The following is an 18742-nucleotide window of genomic DNA, read 5'->3' as shown; positions in this document are numbered from 1 at the left end:
GAATTACTGGAGAGACTTTAACTTGAGAGTTATTTCTGTCTTCCCAGATAAATTTCAATCACCTGTTGGTTGTTTACAATCTGGTCAAAAGTACCTCGGTCTATAATCCGTCCTTCATGCATAACAAGTACGGAAGTTGAAAAGTTACTTACAAATTTCATGTCGTGTTCTACAACAAAAACAGTTCGGTCCTGGGCAATTTGTGTCAGTAATTCTCCGGTCTTATCTCGTTCGTTTGGCGACATTCCGGCAATGGGTTCGTCTACCAATAGCAACTCGGGTTGGTTGATGATAGACATGGCGATTTCTAGCCATTGTTTTTGGCCATGTGATAAAGAACCACTAACAGCATGTTTGAATGCTAATAAGTTTAATTTTTCTAAAGTTTCATCAATTATGACTTCTTGTTCTGTAGTGATTTTATAATTGAAAAGATACCAAATTGTTGCCTTTCCTGAAATTAAAGCCAGCTTCATATTTTCATAAACGGTTTGTGTATTGAAAATAGTGGGATTTTGAAATTTTCGGCTAATTCCAAGATGAACAATTTTTTCAGGTTTCTTGTTTTGAATTTCAGTATCAAATTTATAAGTAATACTCCCTTTTGAGGTTTTGACACGTCCACAAATAGCATCTAAAATTGTTGTTTTTCCGGCTCCGTTAGGACCTATTATAAATTGCACTCCTTTGTGCGGAAAATCAATGGTTATTTTATTTAATGCTTTGTATCCGTCAAAATCTACCTCAACATCACGTAAACTAATAATGGGATTTGGTACTAACTGATGTAATTTACTCATTTTTAATTTTGTTTAATGCATTGATAAACCATTTTTTTTCTAATAAACTTCCAACAATTCCCTTAGGAACAATTATAGTGGCAGCTATAAATAAGAAACCATAAAAATACCACCAGTATTCGGGCATGGATTCTGAAAAACTGGTTTTAGCATAATTGATGACCAAAGCTCCAATGATGGGGCCTAATAACGTGGCTCTACCGCCAATAGCTACCCAAATCACAAATTCAGTTGACATTAAAATACTCATTATTGACGGAGATATGATGCCGACAATTGGTACAAATAAAGCACCTGCAACTCCTGCAATTGCTGCCGAGGTAGCTAGAGTAAGTATTTTGAAAGAATCTGTTTTATAACCTAAAAAACGAAGTCTTGTTTCTCTGTCTCTAATAGCTCTAATAATAATTCCACCATGAGTATTCAACATAAATCTGACTATAAAATAGATGGCTACCAAAATCAATACTGCCATGAGGTATAATATTTTAATTAAATTGGGATCGCTCAAAGAATAGCCAAATAGACCGTCAAAACCAGTAATCCCGTTTGAACCTCCGGTAAATCCTTGTTGTCCAACAAAAAGAATAGACATGATTAATGTTATTGCCTGACTAATAATAGTAAAGTAAACACCTTTAGTTCCGGATTTGAAAAGAGGAATACCTACTAATAAAGCTAATGTCACAGGTAACAATATTACCATTGCTAATGCAAAGGGTAAGTGTTGAAAGGGTTTCCAAAACCATGGTAAAGTTTCAATTCCGGACCATTCCATGAAATCAGGAAGTGGTTGTGATTGAAGTTTTAAATACATAGCCATAGAATAGCCGCCAAGTGCAAAATAAACGCCATGTCCTAAACTTAGAATTCCGGTGTATCCCCATAGTAAATTGATAGAGATTGCTACAATAGAAAACACTAAAAATTTACTTAATAATGAAAGACGGAAATCCGACAGTGCAAAAATGGGAACAATTATGAGTATTGTAATTAATATTATATATATTATTTTTTGTTTCATTTTTTATAATTCAAAAGATTAGTCAATAGTTCTGTCCTTCATTGGAGATAAACCTTGAGGTTTATATTGTAAAGTGATAAGTACCAGGCATAGTATAATCACTTTTGCCATGCTTGATGTAGTAAAATTTTCTATAAACGGACTGCTGATACCAATTAGTAAAGCTCCTAAAATAGATCCTCTTAAGCCTCCAATTCCTCCTAAGATAACAACCAAAAAGGTGTCAATAATGTAATTTTGACCAGTAGACGGGCCGATTGAACCTAACATTGAAATACAAATTCCGGCGATTCCGGCCAAGCCGCAACCAAATGAAAAAGTAAATGCATCTGCTTTCTTTGTATTGATACCGATACAGGCTGCCATGGAACGGTTTTGCATTACCGATTGTAAAATTCTTCCCTTCGGAGTTTTATACATGAAATAATAAACAAAAAGACAAACCAAAATAGAGATCAGAATAATAAAAAGCCTGTTATAAGGTAAAGTAATGTCTTCTGAAATTTTCCATCCGTTATTTAATATTTTAGGCATCGGTGCATTCACATTATTAGAGCCAAAAATATTCCGTGCAACCTGTTGTAATATTAAACTAACTCCCCATGTGGCCAGAATGCTGTCTAAAGGTCTGGCGTATAGTCGTTTTATAATAAATTTTTCGACCAGAAATCCAATACTAAACGAGAGTATGAATGAAAGGAAAAATGCTATAATTAAAGTGAGCCACGTACCTTCTCCTCCCATTACCAGACTTACAATGTAGGTGCTGTAACAGCCTATCATTATAAATTCACCATGTGCGAAATTAATGACTCCCATCATTCCAAAAACAATACTCAATCCAATTGCTGTGAGCAGAAGTATGGAGCTAATACTTAATCCGTTAAATAAAAATGGTAGAAATTCTTCCATGAGTTTTTTGTTATAAAAGCAAACGGATTACATGAATTGATAATACTCATGCAATCCATAAGCTGAAAATTAATTTTTAAAATAAAGTAACACCAAGTAAACCTGTCATTGTGTGATTTACAGGACTGGCAACTGCACCAGCGCTCGCTTTTATGCTATAGTTATCAGTAATTTTTATTGGCTTACTAATGTTGATTCCAATTTCATTAAATCCCGAACTTTTAGCATCAGCAACGGCTTTGTCTGTCCATTGCCAAAACGTATCTCCTTCATCACTATTCAATGCAAACCCATAAGAGATATAAGGACTAACTGTTATGCTGTTTTCAAAACTAAAGTCGTATGAAGCTTTGAAATAAGAAGACAGTCGTTGCGAATCATCAGTATTTTTATCTCTTCCTGCTACTATTGTAGCCAGAAATAAATTGAGGTTTGTTTTTGGAATAGTGTAGGCTAAAGACAAATCAAAGAAATGTCTGGTTCCATCTCCATAATTAAAATAATTAGATTGTGAGTGATTTCCATAAGCCGCATACGCTGGAGAAGCGGTGTAATCACTGTAATTATAAATATCCCACAGTGCTATGCTTAATCCGAATTTAGTGGTATAGGAAACATACAAATCAACATCCTTCCAGATTCCGGCTAAACCATATCCGTTCCAGGTACCTACTTCTAAACCTTTGTATTTAAAACTAGCCTGAGCAGCCACAATGGGATCCGGTCCTACTGCATAGCCTCTCCAGTACCATTGATTATGGAATGATCCGGTTAAATTGAATTCTCCTTTATCTTGGGCAAAAAAAACGGAAGTACATAAAAGAGCAACGAGTGTCAATAAAATTTTTTTCATAAATGGCTATTATTTGGGATTGTTATAAAATGGTTTTGGTTATTGGATGTTTCCCGGGGCAATTACTTTTTTGTTAGTAGCAATACTCGGGAAAGGATCGGCTTTAATCATTTCTGGAGATTGGTACATAATATCAAATTGTCCTTTGTCATTGGCTTTACCAACCATAAAGTTTTTAATAGTGTGATTTGTTACCGGGTCAATTGAAACTTTTCCTTCCGGAGCGTCAAAACTAACACCGCCAATTGCTTTTTGTACATCTGCCGGTTCAAATGAATTTGCTTTTTTAACAGCTTCAGCCCAAATGTATACTCCAAAATAAGCTGCCTCAATTGGGTCATCAGTAACTTTATCAGTGCCATATTTTGCTTGATATGCTTTGATGAATTTTTCGTTAGCTTCTCCTTTCATGCTCATAAAGTAATTCCAGGCAGTCAATTGGTCTTTCATAATGTCAATTCCAATTCCTTTTAACTCCACTTCAGCAATAGAAAACGACATACAAGTTACTGCTGGAGCAACTAATCCGTTTGATTTCATTTGTTTAAAGAATCCAATGTTGCTGTCTCCATTTATGGTATTTAATACAGCGTCAGCTCCTGAACTTTTTATTTTTTGAACAATAGATGTAAAGTCAGTATGACCTAGTGGAGCATATTCTTCACCTACCACTTCATAACCTTCTGCCTTTAATTTAGCTTTAATGATTTTATTAGCTGTTCTTGGAAAAACATAATCAGAACCCACTAAGAAGAATTTTTTCTTTCCTTCTTTAATTAAGTAGTCAACAGCAGGAAGGATTTGTTGGTTAGGAGCTGCTCCGGTATAAATTACGTTTTTAGAAGCTTCCATTCCTTCATATTGTACTGGATAGAATAACAAGTTGTTTTTAGATTCAAAAACAGGTAAAACAGCTTTTCTACTTGATGAAGTCCAGCATCCAAAAACTGCTTTTACATTATCTTGGTCAATTAATTTAGTTGCTTTTTCAGTAAATGTCGGCCAATCAGATGCGCCGTCTTCTACAATAGGTTCAATTTTTTTTCCTAAAACTCCGCCAGCGGCATTTATTTCTTCAATAGCTAAAAGAGTAGCGTTTTTGCAATCTGTTTCGGAGATAGCCATTGTTCCTGATAATGAATGTAATACTCCTATTTTTACTGTTTCGGCATCTTCTTTGCCTTCAGTAGAGGTCGTTTTTTTGCATGATGCAAATAATGCTAAACTTGTAAGTGCTAAAATGATTTTTTTCATAATGCTTGATTTTTATTTTTGGTTTCTACTGAGGTAAAATTATAATTATTTTTGTAAGACCCCCTAAAAAATAGGGGGTGTAGTGTAAGAATTATTATATTTTAGATTTATCACCCCTATTTTTTTGTATTTTATTTTTACAATTAGTTTTTTTGAGAAATAAGTATTTTGTGGTATTTTATTTAAAATGTTCCGTTGTAGATTCGGATTTCAATAAAAAATAATGATATTTTTGTAACAATAAGTTCAAATAATATATCATGCACCTAACTCCAAAAGAAATAGAAAAATTACTCTTGCATACTGCTGGAGAAGTCGCCCATAAAAGAAAAAAAAGAGGTCTTAAGTTAAATTACCCAGAAGCAATTGCTCTAATTAGTTCGGAACTTTTAGAAGCAGTTAGAGATGGAAAAACAGTTGCAGAACTCATGCATTATGGAACAACAATTCTGAGTCGAGAAGATGTAATGGAAGGAGTTCCTGAAATGATACACGATATCCAAATTGAGGCTACCTTTCCAGATGGAACTAAATTAGTAACCGTTCATAATCCAATCAAATGATACCAGGAGAATATATTTTAAAAGAGGAACCCATTCAAATTAATGTTGGTAAGCGAACCGTTGCTATTGAAGTAACCAATACTGGAGATCGTCCAATTCAAATTGGTTCTCATTTTCATTTTTTTGAAGTCAATAAAAAAATGGATTTTGATCGAATGAAAACTCTTGGAATGCGATTGAATATTGCATCAGGAACTGCGGTGCGTTTTGAGCCAGGAGAAGCAAAAGAAGTGGAGTTAGTTGAAATAAGTGGCGATAAAACTATTTATGGATTCAATAATTTGATAGATTCCAATGTCAATATTTTAGACAAAGAAAGCATTCAGGAAAAATTAAACGAATTTCTAAAACCATAATATGCGATGAGTATAGAAATAAATAGAATAAAATATGCCAATATGTTTGGGCCAACAGTTGGTGACAAAATACGATTGGCTGATACAGAATTGTTTATCGAAATTGAAAAAGATTTTTCGGTTTATGGTGAAGAAGCCAAATTTGGTGGAGGAAAAACCATTCGCGATGGAATGGCACAATCCGCTAGAGCCACCAGAGATGAAGGTGTACTTGATTTTGTGATTACCAATGCCATGATTATTGATCATTGGGGAATTGTGAAAGGTGACATTGGTATTAAAGACGGAAAAATTGTTGCCGTTGGAAAAGCAGGAAATCCAGACACTATGGATGGCATTACCGAAAATATGATTATTGGTGCCTCAACCGAAGTGCATTCGGGAGCAGGATTAATTGTTACTGCTGGAGGAATTGATACGCATATTCATTTTATTTGTCCGCAACAAATAGACCACGCTTTATATAGTGGAGTGACCACTATGATTGGTGGCGGAACAGGTCCAGCTGATGGAACCAATGCTACAACGGTAACTCCGGGTGCTTGGAATATTCAAAAAATGCTCGAAAGTGCAGAAGCTTTTCCGATGAACTTAGGCTTTTTTGGAAAAGGAAACTGTTCTACATTGGATCCACTTGTAGAACAAATTGAAGCAGGAGCTTTAGGATTAAAAATTCACGAAGACTGGGGAGCTACTCCGGCTACTATTGATGCTTCCTTAACTATTGCTGATAAATACGATATTCAGGTTGCTATCCATACGGATACACTTAACGAAAGTGGTTTTCTGGAAGATACTGTTGAGGCGATTGATGGCAGAGTAATTCATACTTTCCATACCGAAGGAGCAGGAGGAGGTCATGCACCTGATATTATTAAGGCAGCCATGTATCCAAATGTTTTGCCATCCAGTACTAATCCTACGCGTCCTTTTACTATTAATACTATTGATGAACATTTAGATATGTTGATGGTTTGTCATCACTTGGACAAATCCGTGCCTGAGGATGTATCTTTTGCTGATTCCAGAATTCGTCCAGAAACCATTGCTGCCGAAGATATTTTACACGATTTAGGTATTTTTAGTATGATGAGTAGTGATTCACAAGCCATGGGAAGAGTGAGTGAAGTTGTAATCAGAACTTGGCAAACCGCTCATAAAATGAAAATCCAAAGAGGCTTTTTACCCGAAGATGAAGCCAATAGCAATGACAACTTTAGAGTAAAAAGATATATTGCCAAATACACGATAAATCCTGCCATTTCTCACGGAATTTCAAAACATGTAGGTTCTATTGAACCTGGAAAACTAGCCGATTTAGTGTTGTGGAAACCAGCTATGTTTGGCGTAAAACCCGAATTGATTATTAAAGGCGGAATGATTATCGCAGGACGAATGGGAGATCCTAATGCTTCTATTCCTACCCCGCAACCTGTAATGTACCGTCCTATGTTTGGGGCTTATGGAAAAGCTTTGCATAAAACCTGTGTTACTTTTGTTTCCAAAATTTCGATTGAAAACAAAACGATTGAAAAATACGAATTAAACAAAATTATCCTTCCGGTAGAAAATTGCCGAAACATAGGGAAGAAAGATTTAATTCACAATGATAAAACGCCAAATATAGAAGTCAATCCAGAGAATTATCAAGTAAGAGTAGATGGAGAGCATATTACTTGCGAACCTTTGAAAGAAGTACCAATGGCGCAAAGATATTTTTTATTTTAAATGATTATTACCACTAAAATTCAACCCGAATCGCTTTGTCTTAAACCGAGAACTGAAATCTTAATTGATTTTGAATGGTTTGAAACCAATAAGCGTATCCAACATAAAACAGCAAGGGATGGTAAAGATTTCCGATTGAAATTTTTAAACGAAAATCCTAATTTAGAACAAGGAGAAATCTTAAGTCAGGAAGGAGATAAGAATTACGTAGTGAATATTCTTCCTTGTGATTGCTTGGTTATTATTCCCAAAAATAATTTTGAAACGGCCTCTATTTGTTATGAAATAGGAAACAAACATTTGCCCTTGTTTTATGAAGAAGAAGCGCTATTAGTCCCTTTAGAAAAACCGCTTTTTCGCCAATTGTCAGCGATGGGTTTTGAAGTCTATGAGCAAACAAGACAGTTGTTAACTCCTTTAAGAACTTCAGTGGCGCCACATGGAGAAAGTGGTACTTTGTTTTCGAAAATTATGAATCTAACCCAAAAATAATGAAAAGTTCATTGCTGCATTTATTGCATCTTTCTGATCCTACTTTACCTATTGGGGGATTTTCACATTCTTATGGATTGGAAACATATACTCAAAAAGAAATAGTAAAATCGGTAGAAAGTGTACGAGTTTTTTTGACCGAAATATTGACTCATAGCATTTTGCCTAATGAAGCTTCTTTTATTAGTTTGGTTTATGATGCTTGTGAGCAAAAAGATTGGGACAAAATTATAGAACTTGATGGTTTGTGTCATGCGTCAAAATTGCCCAAAGAAATTAGAACCGCTAGTCAGAAACTAGGGATTCGGTTAACGAAAATTTTCAATCCTTTAATTGAAACCGAATTAATCCAAGAATTAAAATTGGCACTAAAAAACAAAAGTATAAATGGACATTATTGTATTTTATATGCCATTTATGCGCACGAATTAAAAATAGTAAAACAAGAAGCTTTAGAAGGATTCTTTTATAATACAACCATTGGTTACATCACCAATGCTGTCAAATTAATCCCTTTGAGTCAGGATTCCGGACAAATAATGCTGTTTGAATTATTACCTGTTTTAGAAAAATTGACTCAAAAAGCACTACAGCCCAATCTTGACGTATTAGGAATGAGTGCCACTGCTTTTGACATTCGGGCGATGGAACATGAAAATTTATACTCCAGATTGTACATGTCTTAAAAATAAAAAATGGAAAGAAATTATATAAAAATAGGAATTGCAGGACCAGTAGGTTCAGGAAAAACAGCTTTGATTGAGCGATTAACACGCGAATTAGCATCTAAATATTCACTAGGTGTAATTACCAATGATATTTATACACAGGAAGATGCCGACTTTTTAACAAAAAACAGTTTGTTGCCAGCAGATAGAATTATCGGGGTGGAAACAGGAGGTTGTCCTCATACTGCTATTCGCGAAGATGCCAGTATGAATCTTGAAGCAGTGGATGAATTGATTGAACGATTTCCAGATATCGAATTGGTTTTTATCGAAAGTGGTGGCGATAATCTATCGGCGACTTTTAGTCCTGATTTAGCTGATTTAACCATTTTTGTAATTGATGTTGCCGAAGGAGATAAAATTCCGAGAAAAGGTGGCCCAGGAATCACACGTAGCGATTTGTTGATGATTAATAAAATTGATTTAGCTCCTTATGTCAATGCCGATTTGGGTGTAATGGAACGCGATGCCCGAAAAATGCGAAATGGAAAACCTTTTGTTTTTACCAATTTAATGAAGAAAGAAGGCTTGTATGATGTGATTGGTTGGATTCAAAAATATGCCTTGTTAGAAGCTGTAGACGAACCTAATTTAGTTAGATGATTTCAAAAGTAAGCATAGAAGCTGAAGTGAAAAATGGGCTTACCCAATTGAAATCGGCTTTTTTTAATACCCCATTTAAAGTAGTTGACATTCGGGAAGATAAAAAAAATCCCTTGCTGGAACTTATTTTGATGAGTTCTTCACCTGGAGTTTTGGACGAGGATGAATTGTATTTTGATTTTACTTTGCATGAAAATAGTCAAATGGAGTTTACTACTCAATCTTTTCAACGCTTGTTTACCATGGAAAAGAGCGCTTTTCAAGAAACAAATGTGACTTTGAAAACCAACTCTTTTTTATGCTATTTGCCACATCCTTGTGTACCTCATAAAGATTCTAGTTTTAAGAGTAGTAATACGATTTATTTAGAAAAAAATGCTTCGGTACTCTGGGGTGAAATTTTTACTTGTGGAAGAAAACTAAAAGAAGAAGTTTTTGAATTCAAGCAGTTTCAATCGGTGACAAAGATTTATCAGGAAAATAGATTAGTGTTTTTTGAAAATTTATATTTAAAACCATCAGAATCTAATCCGATGAATTTAGGACAATATGAAGGTTTTACACATCAGTTGAGTTTGGTTTTTTTGAACGAATCTTGCGATGTAAAGAACTTAAAGAAGCAATTGGACACTTATTTAGAGGATAAAAACTGTGTGTTCGGAATTTCAGGAACGCCAACAAATGGCTTGGTTGTTAAAATTTTGCATGACAAAGCCGAAAAACTATTATTCTGGATGAGAGAAATGACTAAAATAATCAAACAAAATGGATTTTAATATACTTTGCTTAACGGTAATTTCCATTAGTGCCTTACATACTTTTAGTGGGCCGGATCATTATTTACCGTTTATTGTTTTATCGCGTTCTAAAAAATGGAGCTTAAAGAAAACAATACTTTGGACTTCCTTATGTGGGCTGGCTCATGTTTTAAGTTCCGTATTATTAGGGATTGTGGGAATAGTTTTAGGCTGGACTTTGGCCAAAACTTTTAACATAGAATCCATTCGTGGTGGATTTGCTTCCTGGATGTTGTTCCTTTTTGGATTAGGATATGTATTGTACGCTCTTTATAATATGAATAAAAATAAAATTCACAAACATTTTGATACTTCCGAGGAAGGAGAGATTTATGTTTTTGAACACCAACATGGACAAACGGTAGCACCAAACCAGCGTTTTAAAGTAACGCCTTGGGTGATGTTCTTCATTTTTGCATCTGGTCCAAGTGAACCCATGATTCCACTTATTATTTATCCTGCTATTGATTATTCATTAACTGAGGTTGGAATGCTGATTATAGTCTACACGTTAGCAACTGTTTTAACCATGCTGTCCATGGTTTTAATTGGTTTTTTTGGTGCTAATTCCATCAACTATAAAGGATTTGAAAAGTTTATTGAGTTAATTAGCGGTTCCATAATCTTAGTGTGCGGAATTGGAATGATTTGGCTCGGATGGTAAATAAATAATCCTTCTTTTAATTCCAAAAGAAGGATTATTTATTTTATTTGAATTCTACCCAGTCAAACAAACCATAATTCTGTGTCGTTGGAATATGATCGCCGATGAAACTGAGGTTTTCGACACTACAGAAGATTTTAAACTTTTTCTGAGTACCATAAGTAAGTGTTTTTGTAGTTAAGATCTGGTTGTCGATTTTCCAAGTAGCAACATATTTTTTCTTGTTGTTTAAGGCTAATGTAATCGAAAGGGTGTACCATTGTTCCCGTTTGATTTTTGTTGGAAAAGAATGATAAGGATTTGCCTGAGAAGTTGCATAAACAATGAGATCATCTGCAACGGCATTTAATTCTTGACGAGCGCTTTCTTTCCCATAACCTATTTCAAAATCGAGTTCGTGCGTGTCATCATTGTATAAAAATGCACCAATGCTGGCGCAGTCGCCAACACCCATTGTGGGTACATAAACACGCCAGGAATAGGTTCCCGAAGTATAAGTGGCTACCGATTTAACTTTAGTTCTGTCCCAGGTGTTTGCATTGGTAAACATGCGTAAAATTCCATTTTCGATGTAATAATTAGGAACACCTGCCTGTGTAGCATCTTCCCATTCGTTTAAATCATTAAAATCCCATGTTAGAATATCTACAGGAGTTTTTATTGGAGTCTTTTTAGACATTTCAAGTGTGTTATTGATGCCAACTGTAGTGGTTTGCGTTGATGTTTCTTCCATCATGTCTTCACTGGCACAGGAAAACAAGAGCATTCCAATTGCTAAACAAGCTGCTTTATAGTAATTTTTAGTCATATATCTTGGTGTTGGTTGGTTAGCGTAAATATAAATAATTATTATAATAATCGATAATTGCTTTTCCCTTCAATAATACATCAGCACCAATGATACCGTCAACAGTTTTTGATTTGTAGGCTGTCAAGGCTTCATTGACATGAGATAAATCAAAAATAACCAAATCAAAACTGTGATTTTTCCAGGAACCTAACTGTAATTTATTTTCTGAAGCGGTCTGAGTAAGCATTCCTGTTGCTCCTGCACCCGAGGCTCTGGTTATTGAGTCTTCGGCATTTAAATTAAATAAAGCAATATGTTCAAAACCTACACAGCTGTTAGAGGCTCCAGTATCTAAAATGAAGTTGCCTCTGACGCCATTGATCTTGGCTTTTATCAGTAAATGTTGCGTTTTGGTAATTTTGAATTTTACTTTTTTATATTTTTCCTTTTTAAGGATTTCGTGCAGGTTTTTCATTTTTTAAATCGGATAAACAGCCAAATTAATGCAATTGCAAGTACAATTCCCAAAATAATATAAATATAATTAAAAGGAGCTTTATTTTTTTCTAAATCACCATAATAGACAAAAGCACTCCAGTAATAAGGCGATTTTTTAGCATTGGAAATATTAGGGTTTTTCAGGAAATCACGTTTGGCATTAGCATTAGCCTCTAAATAAGATTGACCTTTTTTTATATTGTGGTAAAAAGAATCCATAAAAACCGAAGTGGTGTAATCATTGACTTTCCAAAGCGAAAATAATAAGTTTTGCGCTCCCGCCAATTGAAATCCGCGGGCAATACTCATGGCTCCTTCGGCTTTAAAGAGTTTGCCAATACCCGTTTCGCAGGCACTTAATACTACTAAATCCGGATTGATATTTAAATTGTAAAATTCCGAATATAAAATTTCCTGATCATAAAATTTAATGCTTGCCGGTGTGTCAATGTCCCCCGATGAAGCGTGCGTAGATAAATGCAAAATAGAATAATTAACGGCATTATTTTTAAAATTATCGAAAGTAGCTTCGGCATTTTGAAAATACTTTCCTTCGAATTTTTTTTGAATCGAATTCATTTCGTTTTTAGAATAAGACAAAGTGAAAGCTGTATTTTCGAAAACAGGGAAAATGCCTAAAACTGTTTTGTCCTGCATTTTTTTATTTGGGTCGAAAGACAAATAAAACTGAGCTGAATTCTCATAACCTATATTGTAATCATTCAATAAATAATGCATTTGGGCAAAATTAGTAGTGTTCGATTCTTGAGTGATTAAGGCTTCAAAAGGAAGGAAGTTTAAAATTCCGTCAGGGATGATTATCCAGTTGTTATAATTGGTTTTTTTTGGTAAACGCAAAACATCATAGGCTATTTTTCCATAATGATTATAGCTTTTGATGTTGTTTATGATAGCATTTGGATTATTGAAATAGTCAATAAATTGGAGAATTTTTACAGAAGTATGTGCATTATTACTCAATTGGTTTAAAGATATTTGTTTGTTAGCCAAGGTGAAAAAATACATTTTTTCATATCCAGAAAAATACTCAATCATCATGGCTTTGTCTTTTTCTAATTTGGTATACAAAGCTTTCAAGTCGATAGTTTGTTTTTCGGAAGCGGTGTTTTCAGAACGTATTTTTTTTAACGAGAGCATCAATCCATTTTGCTTTTCGATGGCTTCATTTATTTTGGCAATGTCTGCCAAATCTCCTTTTTGTTGTTCTTTCAGGATAACATTACTCCAGTTTTGCAATTGTTCGATGTGGAGTTTTTCTTTTCTGGAAGCTGTTTTATTTTGGGATAAATAACTTTTTAAAACACCCGATTTACTTTGCTCCGCTAATTGAAAAGCGGCTTCAATATAACTTTGTTTTTGCTCTTTTTGGTACAACAAATCATAAATAGCTATGCATTTTTCGGTGCGGTTTCTTACTCGGGTTTGATTGATGATTTTAGAGTTTTCATACACCATTAAATTAGCAAACAATTCATCTATGTGGAATGCTAAAGCATAGCTTTCTAGTGCTTTTTTAGGTTGGTTCTGTTTGCTGAAAATAGCTGCTTGTAAATCTAGAGCATCTAACAAAGTCGTTTCGGTATAAAGTGAATTTTGTTCCGGTAAAGAATTATTTTTACCAGAATAATTCGGAATTAACAATTTGAATACAGCAGTAATGGCGGCAGTAGATTCGTTTAGTTTTTGTTGTTGAAACAACAAAGAAGCTTCCTCATATTTGAATTGCGCTGTTTTGCGGGTAGAAAGATTGGGTGTGGCATAGAAATAGTTTTTGGCTTTTTCGAAATAAGAATTAGCTAAGTCAAACTTTTGCCATTGGGAATTAAGGGAAGCTAAATTTCTATAGCAATTAGCGATAGTTTCCACTTGGTTTTTGTCAGATTGTAATAATTTGATGGCATCAAGATATGTGTTTTCAAGTTTGTCAAAAATATTGGGAATAATTTTTACAGTTATATCTCTTTTATTGTAGCTCAATACATAACTATTTCCCAAATTATTCAGTAAAATTCCTTTTTGAGTTTTAGATAATTTCTCACTTCGGATGGTTTTTTCCAGTAAGTCGATGGCCAAGTCAATCTTACCCGAGTTTTGGTATACATTCGATAAATTGAGTATTGCCGCTATTTTTTTTTCTTGATTTTTTTCTTGGTTCGCAATATAATAATACTGTTTGATGGTGTTTTCGGCATTGTCGTAATCACCAATAATACTGTGCAGATTTCCTAAGGGTTTTAAGCAAAATTCTACAATGTCATAATTGCTGAGATTATATTTTTTGTATATTTTCCAGGCATTTTCGTAACTGTTAATTGCATCCTGAATGCGATTGAATTGTTTTTCGTAATAGGCTTTGTTGCAATTTAAAATGACAATCGCCAGGAGTTCCGGTTTTGTTTTAGGTTTTGGATTTTTCCAGAAAGCATTTTCGGTAATACTGAGGTCGTGTAATTTTTCTTCAGTTGGATTAGCTACAAAATGATCAATGGCATCGTAGATTTTATCTTCTTGGGCAGGCGGATTTTGTCCGAATATAATCGGAGAGCAAAATAGGAAAAGATAGAGAATAAATGTTTTCATAAACAGCTGTTTCACAAAGATACGCAAAGTAAATCAACGACATTCACGAAAGGATTTTGAAAAACTTTTGTGACTTATGTGGTTTAAAAAATAAAAATAAAACTAAAACTTCCATATTCCATACACTTGAAAATAATTGAAATTTTCTTTGAAATTCATCACATAACGTACACCTAAACTTGGCCCGATGCGAGCGGCACCAACTGTTAAATCAAATAATAAACCTGATTTGAAATTGGTAAATGTCTTACTGGTGTTCTCACTGTTTTCTTGGATGTCAATGATGTTGGTATCTGGTTTTTCTGTTTCAAAAGTCTCTGTTTTGGTATATCGTTCTTCTTTTTGTGAAGCATTCATATTGGCTTGTACACCCGCTCCAATTCCGATGTAATTGTTGATGTTGTAGCGAATAAGTAAAGGAATTTCGTTGTTGAAATTAGAATAACTTGTCGTAGAAGTAGTTCTGGTAGCTTGACGAACGCCATTGGCAGAAGAGATTATACTATTGCTAACGGTAGTTTCTGAATTAAAATCATGTTTGCTATTGATTAATTCCGCTTGCCAATAGAAACGATAGGATTTGTACGGCGAAATAGTAGCACCCACAAAATAGCTGGTTGATTTATCTAAGTTTGGATAATAGTTATATCCTGCTTTAGCACCAATAGAAATTCCGGGTAGGAATCGGGTAGTGGCGTAGTTAGTGATAATAGGTTCGTTTTTATCGAAAATAATAGCTGTTCTGCTTTTAGTATTTACTTTGTGGAAATCCTTGTTGAATTTCATCGAGTATTTTACAAAGCCTTTAGTACTGTCTTTTTCTTTTACATTTTTTTGTTCGCTTCCAGGCAAATAAATGTTTTTGAAAGTAAAGAAGATTTGCTTTTGCTTAATTATTGTGTCTAAACAACTCGTAGTTGGAATTTCGTCTTTCGGGCAAATGGGACATTTAGGATACATGTCTTCAATTTGGAATGTTTTTTTGTCAAACATATCCGGAATATCAGTTTCCAGACGAATCATTCTTGCCGGACCTTCGCCGTTGTTTTGAAAACGGGTTTTGAAATTCACTCTTTTATAACGAACGAATCTGTAATTCATAAAGCTTCCGTTAGATCCCATTTTGTTAGGGTCATGAGAAGTTACAATTTCCATTTCCAGGTTTTTTATTTTATGGTTTTTATAACTGCGGTTGGGAACATAAATACCACGCATGGTTATGGTGGCGCTAGTGTCTTTTAGCATTTCGGGAGTGGTCTTGAAAGTGTAAAAAACATTGCGTGTTTCCTGCGGATTAGCGTCGTCAAATTCTAAGATAGAAACATTTTTAAAGGTTTTATGTGCTTCGGCAAGTGTAGCGTCTAAGTCTTCTTCGGTAGTGGTATTTTCGTATTTGTTAATGGGCAAATAATTGTTGGTTGACGCCAAATATAAATTGGATTGATTAATGTCGTTGCTGACAGCAAAAGTATTTTCTTTGACTTCTCTTTCGCCTGCATAGGTTCGAAAATCAGTCAATTCGAAGTTATTGTCTTTAAATTGCGTTTCGTTATAAAACAGATAGATTTTGCCATTAGCTACATAATTTTCCAGGTTTTGATAACTCAGGATAACTTCCATTTGTTGGTCGGGAATAGGGTCGCAATTTTTTTGTAAGGTAAAACCATTTTGGTCTGCAACTGATGCGATTTCGTTAAAATTTTTATCTGTGATTTCATTAATAACCACTTTTTTGGGACGGGTTGCTGGAGGTTTTCCGTTGTCATAATTATTGGTTACGGTGAGTCGGGTGGTGTAAGTTCCTTTGTTTTTATAGGTGTGTTTGGGTTCGGCTTGTTTGCTGTAAGCACCATCGCCAAATTCCCATAAATAAGAAAAACTAGGTTTAGGTGCGCCTGCAATAGGAATTAATGGTGGTGTTTCGGGTTTGTAGCTAAGTACATTTGCATTTTGAATGTAGTTTATTGCAGCTCTTCGGGTTATGGTGTCTTTGACTTTTTTTTGTGAAAATAAGAGGAAAGAACAAAGAAGACAGAGAAAAGATAGATAGTATTTCATAATCAAATCTGGTTTTAGCCCTGATGGCAGCGGCATCCTTTTATGGCTTTCTTTAAGACATAAAAGATACAGCGAACAGCAGGAATAAGCTACTAATTCTTGGTTGGTTAGCGGTTAAAATCTTTTAAAAATAGAAAAAAGTGATGAGTAAATCACCACTTTTTTCAGAAATTAAATTTGGAGTTCTTTATTGAATCGCATTGATTGCGGCAATTAATTGAGCTTCGGTTCCTACAGTGGTTTCTCCCATTGTGAAAGTGTAAACATCATTAGCCTGAACAGTTACACCTTTGATAGCATATCTCCACATTCCATTGTCTTCGGTTACAAAAATCACGTGACAAGCTAAACCAATTGGAATTTGACCGTAGTGTTCGCTGAATAATCCTTCGGCAGTATAAGTATCTAATTTTGCTAAAGCGTTAGTTCCTTCGCCATCATAAGACAAGTAGATAGAACTGTTTGTATTGTCATATCCTTCCGGAGCATCGGCAAGGATAGTCGTTTTAGGTCTTGGGTCGCTATAGAAACGGTCAACGTTTGTCCATCCAAAGTTTCCAAAACTTACATAGTAGCTGTTTTGTCCAGCTTCTACACCGCCTTTTCCATTTCCATCGGCTTTACGAGCATCTTCCCAAGCCAGGTTTCCTTCGTCGTCAATGATTCCGTTCCATAAAGTCATAGTGTTGTCAACTCCACCAGTTAAATCAGTAGGAACTTGTAAGCTAATGTTGCAGCTTGTGGCTAATTCTTTTCCGTTTTGAGTGGCTTTGATGAAGAATTCACCTCCTGAGATTAATAAGTTTCGTTTTCCATCAGGCATGATTCCCATAGTTGGTTTGTTAGTTACCAACATATTTCCTTTGTTGAAGATTTCTACGAATTCAATTTTCACATCTCCAGTTACAGGATTTCCGTCTTTAGTCAAACAATTTCCGTTTAAGGTAATTTTTACTCCGTTTTCGGATGTTAGTGTGGTAGCACCGTCTTCGGCAGTGATGGTAAATTCTTGTACCATTTTGTCTAAGGCCGCTTGTCTTACGTTTGCAAATTCTGCTGCTGTTGCTGGCATTTGTTCGTTGTCGTCGTTGTTACAGCTTATTAATGAAATGGCTGCTAAAAATAAAATTCCGATGGTTTTAAGATTTTTCATGATTTCTTGATTTTAATTATGGTTAAAATGATTTTACTTGTTTTATACCGTTATATCAATTAGGTTGTTAAATTGTTACCCCGGTATTTGATTTTTTTTAAATTTTTTTTCTGTGTTTCTGACTCTGTTGTTATATCAATTCTTGTTTTAATTTGTTACCCCTGTTTTTAAAATATTTTTAAAACTTCGGGTTTCTATTGGTATATCAATATTTGTTTCAAATTGTTACCCCTATTTTTAATTTACTTTGAAGCCCAATGCAATATAGGGTTGAGCAAAATCAGGAATAGGTCCGCCTGTGCCGTAAAAGTTAGAACTTAAAAACACTACATTTCCCTGAGTAATTGGATAAGGAACGTCATTATAATTAGAGGGTCTTAGCAATCGGCCAATAGTTTGATTTAACATGGTATAGCCGGGAAGGATGGTTCTTTTTACATTGATAATATCTCCATTATTCACTAGTACAGGAGTAATGGATTGATAATCTAGTGCTGTTTGTGAAAAAGTATGGACTCCGGAATAGGAAGTGTTAGAGGTTGTATTAGTTATCGTCATGGTATAACCGCCTGTATAGGTTGATGGATTTTGATACCCCACACTACAAATTTCGCCATCTGCATTAATTTGAATGGTGTATTCATGGGTTTCTAAATCCATGGTTTCTATATCGTCATAACCATTTGCTGTAGAAAAAGCATTTGTAATTAGGGTAGAAACATAACTGGTGTCACATACGTTATTTGTTGGGTCGTTGTCATTGTCGCAACTAATAATTGACGCGACTGTAAAACAAAATAATAAGGTTTTAAGATTTTTCATGATTTCTTGATTTTTAATTATGATTAAAATGATTTTCCTTGTTTAT

Annotated in this window: 19 protein-coding genes; 8 read left to right on the top strand and 11 right to left on the bottom strand. The window is 34.6% G+C overall.

Annotated elements, in window-relative coordinates; translation table 11 throughout:
* Positions 1-29 precede the first annotated feature (29 nt).
* The 5 genes from ACSV4D_RS07145 to urtA form a co-directional block, all read right to left on the bottom strand.
* Entirely contained in the window at positions 30-800 is a 771-nt protein-coding gene (locus ACSV4D_RS07145) for an ATP-binding cassette domain-containing protein (RefSeq protein WP_408081582.1), read from the bottom strand.
* The gene (gene urtC / locus ACSV4D_RS07140) at positions 793-1824 is read right to left on the bottom strand and encodes an urea ABC transporter permease subunit UrtC (protein WP_408081583.1); all 1032 of its coding nucleotides are present in this window, start codon (positions 1822-1824) and stop codon (positions 793-795) included. The genes ACSV4D_RS07145 and urtC overlap by 8 nt, the downstream gene beginning before the upstream one ends.
* A gap of 18 nt (positions 1825-1842) precedes the next feature.
* Positions 1843-2736, bottom strand: coding sequence for an urea ABC transporter permease subunit UrtB (urtB, locus tag ACSV4D_RS07135; protein WP_408081584.1), 894 nt, complete (start codon positions 2734-2736; stop codon positions 1843-1845).
* 76 nt (positions 2737-2812) lie between these two features.
* Positions 2813-3589, bottom strand: coding sequence for a hypothetical protein (locus tag ACSV4D_RS07130; RefSeq protein ID WP_408081585.1), 777 nt, complete (start codon positions 3587-3589; stop codon positions 2813-2815).
* Positions 3590-3628: 39 nt separating this feature from the next.
* A complete protein-coding gene (gene urtA, locus ACSV4D_RS07125; protein ID WP_439227662.1) occupies positions 3629-4843 on the bottom strand; it encodes an urea ABC transporter substrate-binding protein in 1215 nt (404 codons plus the stop codon).
* A gap of 260 nt (positions 4844-5103) precedes the next feature.
* Here urtA and ureA point away from each other — a divergent pair, with 260 nt between their 5' ends.
* From ureA to ACSV4D_RS07085, 8 genes are read left to right on the top strand one after another with little or no spacing between them, the layout of a single operon-like run.
* A complete protein-coding gene (gene ureA / locus ACSV4D_RS07120; protein ID WP_408081587.1) occupies positions 5104-5406 on the top strand; it encodes an urease subunit gamma in 303 nt (100 codons plus the stop codon).
* Positions 5403-5762, top strand: coding sequence for an urease subunit beta (ureB, locus tag ACSV4D_RS07115; protein WP_439227661.1), 360 nt, complete (start codon positions 5403-5405; stop codon positions 5760-5762). The genes ureA and ureB overlap by 4 nt, the downstream gene beginning before the upstream one ends.
* A 6-nt stretch (positions 5763-5768) precedes the next feature.
* The gene (gene ureC, locus ACSV4D_RS07110) at positions 5769-7490 is read left to right on the top strand and encodes an urease subunit alpha (protein ID WP_408081589.1); all 1722 of its coding nucleotides are present in this window, start codon (positions 5769-5771) and stop codon (positions 7488-7490) included.
* A complete protein-coding gene (locus ACSV4D_RS07105) occupies positions 7491-7982 on the top strand; it encodes an urease accessory protein UreE (RefSeq protein WP_408081590.1) in 492 nt (163 codons plus the stop codon). It abuts the gene before it with no gap.
* A complete protein-coding gene (locus ACSV4D_RS07100) occupies positions 7982-8668 on the top strand; it encodes an urease accessory protein UreF (RefSeq protein ID WP_439227660.1) in 687 nt (228 codons plus the stop codon). Before ACSV4D_RS07105 ends, ACSV4D_RS07100 begins: the two co-directional genes overlap by 1 nt.
* Positions 8669-8677: 9 nt before the next feature.
* Positions 8678-9313 carry an urease accessory protein UreG gene (ureG, locus tag ACSV4D_RS07095; RefSeq protein WP_439227659.1) on the top strand — a complete coding sequence of 212 codons (636 nt, stop codon included), beginning with the start codon at positions 8678-8680 and terminating at the stop codon, positions 9311-9313.
* Positions 9310-10089, top strand: coding sequence for an urease accessory protein UreD (locus ACSV4D_RS07090; protein ID WP_439227658.1), 780 nt, complete (start codon positions 9310-9312; stop codon positions 10087-10089). Before ureG ends, ACSV4D_RS07090 begins: the two co-directional genes overlap by 4 nt.
* On the top strand, positions 10079-10774 hold the full coding sequence (locus ACSV4D_RS07085) for a hypothetical protein (RefSeq protein ID WP_439227657.1): 696 nt from the start codon (positions 10079-10081) through the stop codon (positions 10772-10774). The genes ACSV4D_RS07090 and ACSV4D_RS07085 overlap by 11 nt, the downstream gene beginning before the upstream one ends.
* A 43-nt stretch (positions 10775-10817) precedes the next feature.
* Here ACSV4D_RS07085 and ACSV4D_RS07080 read toward each other — a convergent pair whose 3' ends face one another.
* The 6 genes from ACSV4D_RS07080 to ACSV4D_RS07055 all read right to left on the bottom strand — a co-directional run bounded on the left by ACSV4D_RS07080 (position 10818) and on the right by ACSV4D_RS07055 (position 18696).
* Positions 10818-11582 carry a hypothetical protein gene (locus ACSV4D_RS07080; protein ID WP_439227656.1) on the bottom strand — a complete coding sequence of 255 codons (765 nt, stop codon included), beginning with the start codon at positions 11580-11582 and terminating at the stop codon, positions 10818-10820.
* A gap of 19 nt (positions 11583-11601) precedes the next feature.
* Positions 11602-12039 (bottom strand): retropepsin-like aspartic protease, encoded by a 438-nt coding sequence (locus ACSV4D_RS07075; protein WP_439227655.1) that lies wholly within the window; start codon positions 12037-12039, stop codon positions 11602-11604.
* Positions 12036-14663, bottom strand: coding sequence for a CHAT domain-containing protein (locus ACSV4D_RS07070; protein ID WP_439227654.1), 2628 nt, complete (start codon positions 14661-14663; stop codon positions 12036-12038). Before ACSV4D_RS07070 ends, ACSV4D_RS07075 begins: the two co-directional genes overlap by 4 nt.
* A gap of 102 nt (positions 14664-14765) precedes the next feature.
* Positions 14766-16721 (bottom strand): PKD domain-containing protein, encoded by a 1956-nt coding sequence (locus ACSV4D_RS07065; protein WP_439227653.1) that lies wholly within the window; start codon positions 16719-16721, stop codon positions 14766-14768.
* A 187-nt stretch (positions 16722-16908) separates the two neighbouring features.
* The gene (locus tag ACSV4D_RS07060; protein ID WP_439227652.1) at positions 16909-17874 is read right to left on the bottom strand and encodes a hypothetical protein; all 966 of its coding nucleotides are present in this window, start codon (positions 17872-17874) and stop codon (positions 16909-16911) included.
* A 237-nt stretch (positions 17875-18111) separates the two neighbouring features.
* Positions 18112-18696, bottom strand: coding sequence for a hypothetical protein (locus ACSV4D_RS07055; RefSeq protein ID WP_439227651.1), 585 nt, complete (start codon positions 18694-18696; stop codon positions 18112-18114).
* Positions 18697-18742 lie beyond the last annotated feature (46 nt).

It is taken from the genome of Flavobacterium sp. ARAG 55.4 (assembly GCF_051846875.1).
Classification (GTDB): domain Bacteria; phylum Bacteroidota; class Bacteroidia; order Flavobacteriales; family Flavobacteriaceae; genus Flavobacterium; species Flavobacterium plantiphilum.
Note: the sequence above shows the minus strand (reverse complement) of the source record. Positions and strands in the feature narration are given on the sequence as shown.

What these genes read in the sequence shown, in the direction of transcription:
- ACSV4D_RS07145 (WP_408081582.1), bottom strand. Translation starts at nt 800, where the DNA reads ATGAGTAAATTACATCAGTTAGTACCAAATCCCATTATTAGTTTACGT.
- urtC (WP_408081583.1), bottom strand. Translation starts at nt 1,824, where the DNA reads ATGAAACAAAAAATAATATATATAATATTAATTACAATACTCATAATT.
- urtB (WP_408081584.1), bottom strand. Translation starts at nt 2,736, where the DNA reads ATGGAAGAATTTCTACCATTTTTATTTAACGGATTAAGTATTAGCTCC.
- ACSV4D_RS07130 (WP_408081585.1), bottom strand. Translation starts at nt 3,589, where the DNA reads ATGAAAAAAATTTTATTGACACTCGTTGCTCTTTTATGTACTTCCGTT.
- urtA (WP_439227662.1), bottom strand. Translation starts at nt 4,843, where the DNA reads ATGAAAAAAATCATTTTAGCACTTACAAGTTTAGCATTATTTGCATCA.
- ureA (WP_408081587.1), top strand. Translation starts at nt 5,104, where the DNA reads ATGCACCTAACTCCAAAAGAAATAGAAAAATTACTCTTGCATACTGCT.
- ureB (WP_439227661.1), top strand. Translation starts at nt 5,403, where the DNA reads ATGATACCAGGAGAATATATTTTAAAAGAGGAACCCATTCAAATTAAT.
- ureC (WP_408081589.1), top strand. Translation starts at nt 5,769, where the DNA reads ATGAGTATAGAAATAAATAGAATAAAATATGCCAATATGTTTGGGCCA.
- ACSV4D_RS07105 (WP_408081590.1), top strand. Translation starts at nt 7,491, where the DNA reads ATGATTATTACCACTAAAATTCAACCCGAATCGCTTTGTCTTAAACCG.
- ACSV4D_RS07100 (WP_439227660.1), top strand. Translation starts at nt 7,982, where the DNA reads ATGAAAAGTTCATTGCTGCATTTATTGCATCTTTCTGATCCTACTTTA.
- ureG (WP_439227659.1), top strand. Translation starts at nt 8,678, where the DNA reads ATGGAAAGAAATTATATAAAAATAGGAATTGCAGGACCAGTAGGTTCA.
- ACSV4D_RS07090 (WP_439227658.1), top strand. Translation starts at nt 9,310, where the DNA reads ATGATTTCAAAAGTAAGCATAGAAGCTGAAGTGAAAAATGGGCTTACC.
- ACSV4D_RS07085 (WP_439227657.1), top strand. Translation starts at nt 10,079, where the DNA reads ATGGATTTTAATATACTTTGCTTAACGGTAATTTCCATTAGTGCCTTA.
- ACSV4D_RS07080 (WP_439227656.1), bottom strand. Translation starts at nt 11,582, where the DNA reads ATGACTAAAAATTACTATAAAGCAGCTTGTTTAGCAATTGGAATGCTC.
- ACSV4D_RS07075 (WP_439227655.1), bottom strand. Translation starts at nt 12,039, where the DNA reads ATGAAAAACCTGCACGAAATCCTTAAAAAGGAAAAATATAAAAAAGTA.
- ACSV4D_RS07070 (WP_439227654.1), bottom strand. Translation starts at nt 14,663, where the DNA reads ATGAAAACATTTATTCTCTATCTTTTCCTATTTTGCTCTCCGATTATA.
- ACSV4D_RS07065 (WP_439227653.1), bottom strand. Translation starts at nt 16,721, where the DNA reads ATGAAATACTATCTATCTTTTCTCTGTCTTCTTTGTTCTTTCCTCTTA.
- ACSV4D_RS07060 (WP_439227652.1), bottom strand. Translation starts at nt 17,874, where the DNA reads ATGAAAAATCTTAAAACCATCGGAATTTTATTTTTAGCAGCCATTTCA.
- ACSV4D_RS07055 (WP_439227651.1), bottom strand. Translation starts at nt 18,696, where the DNA reads ATGAAAAATCTTAAAACCTTATTATTTTGTTTTACAGTCGCGTCAATT.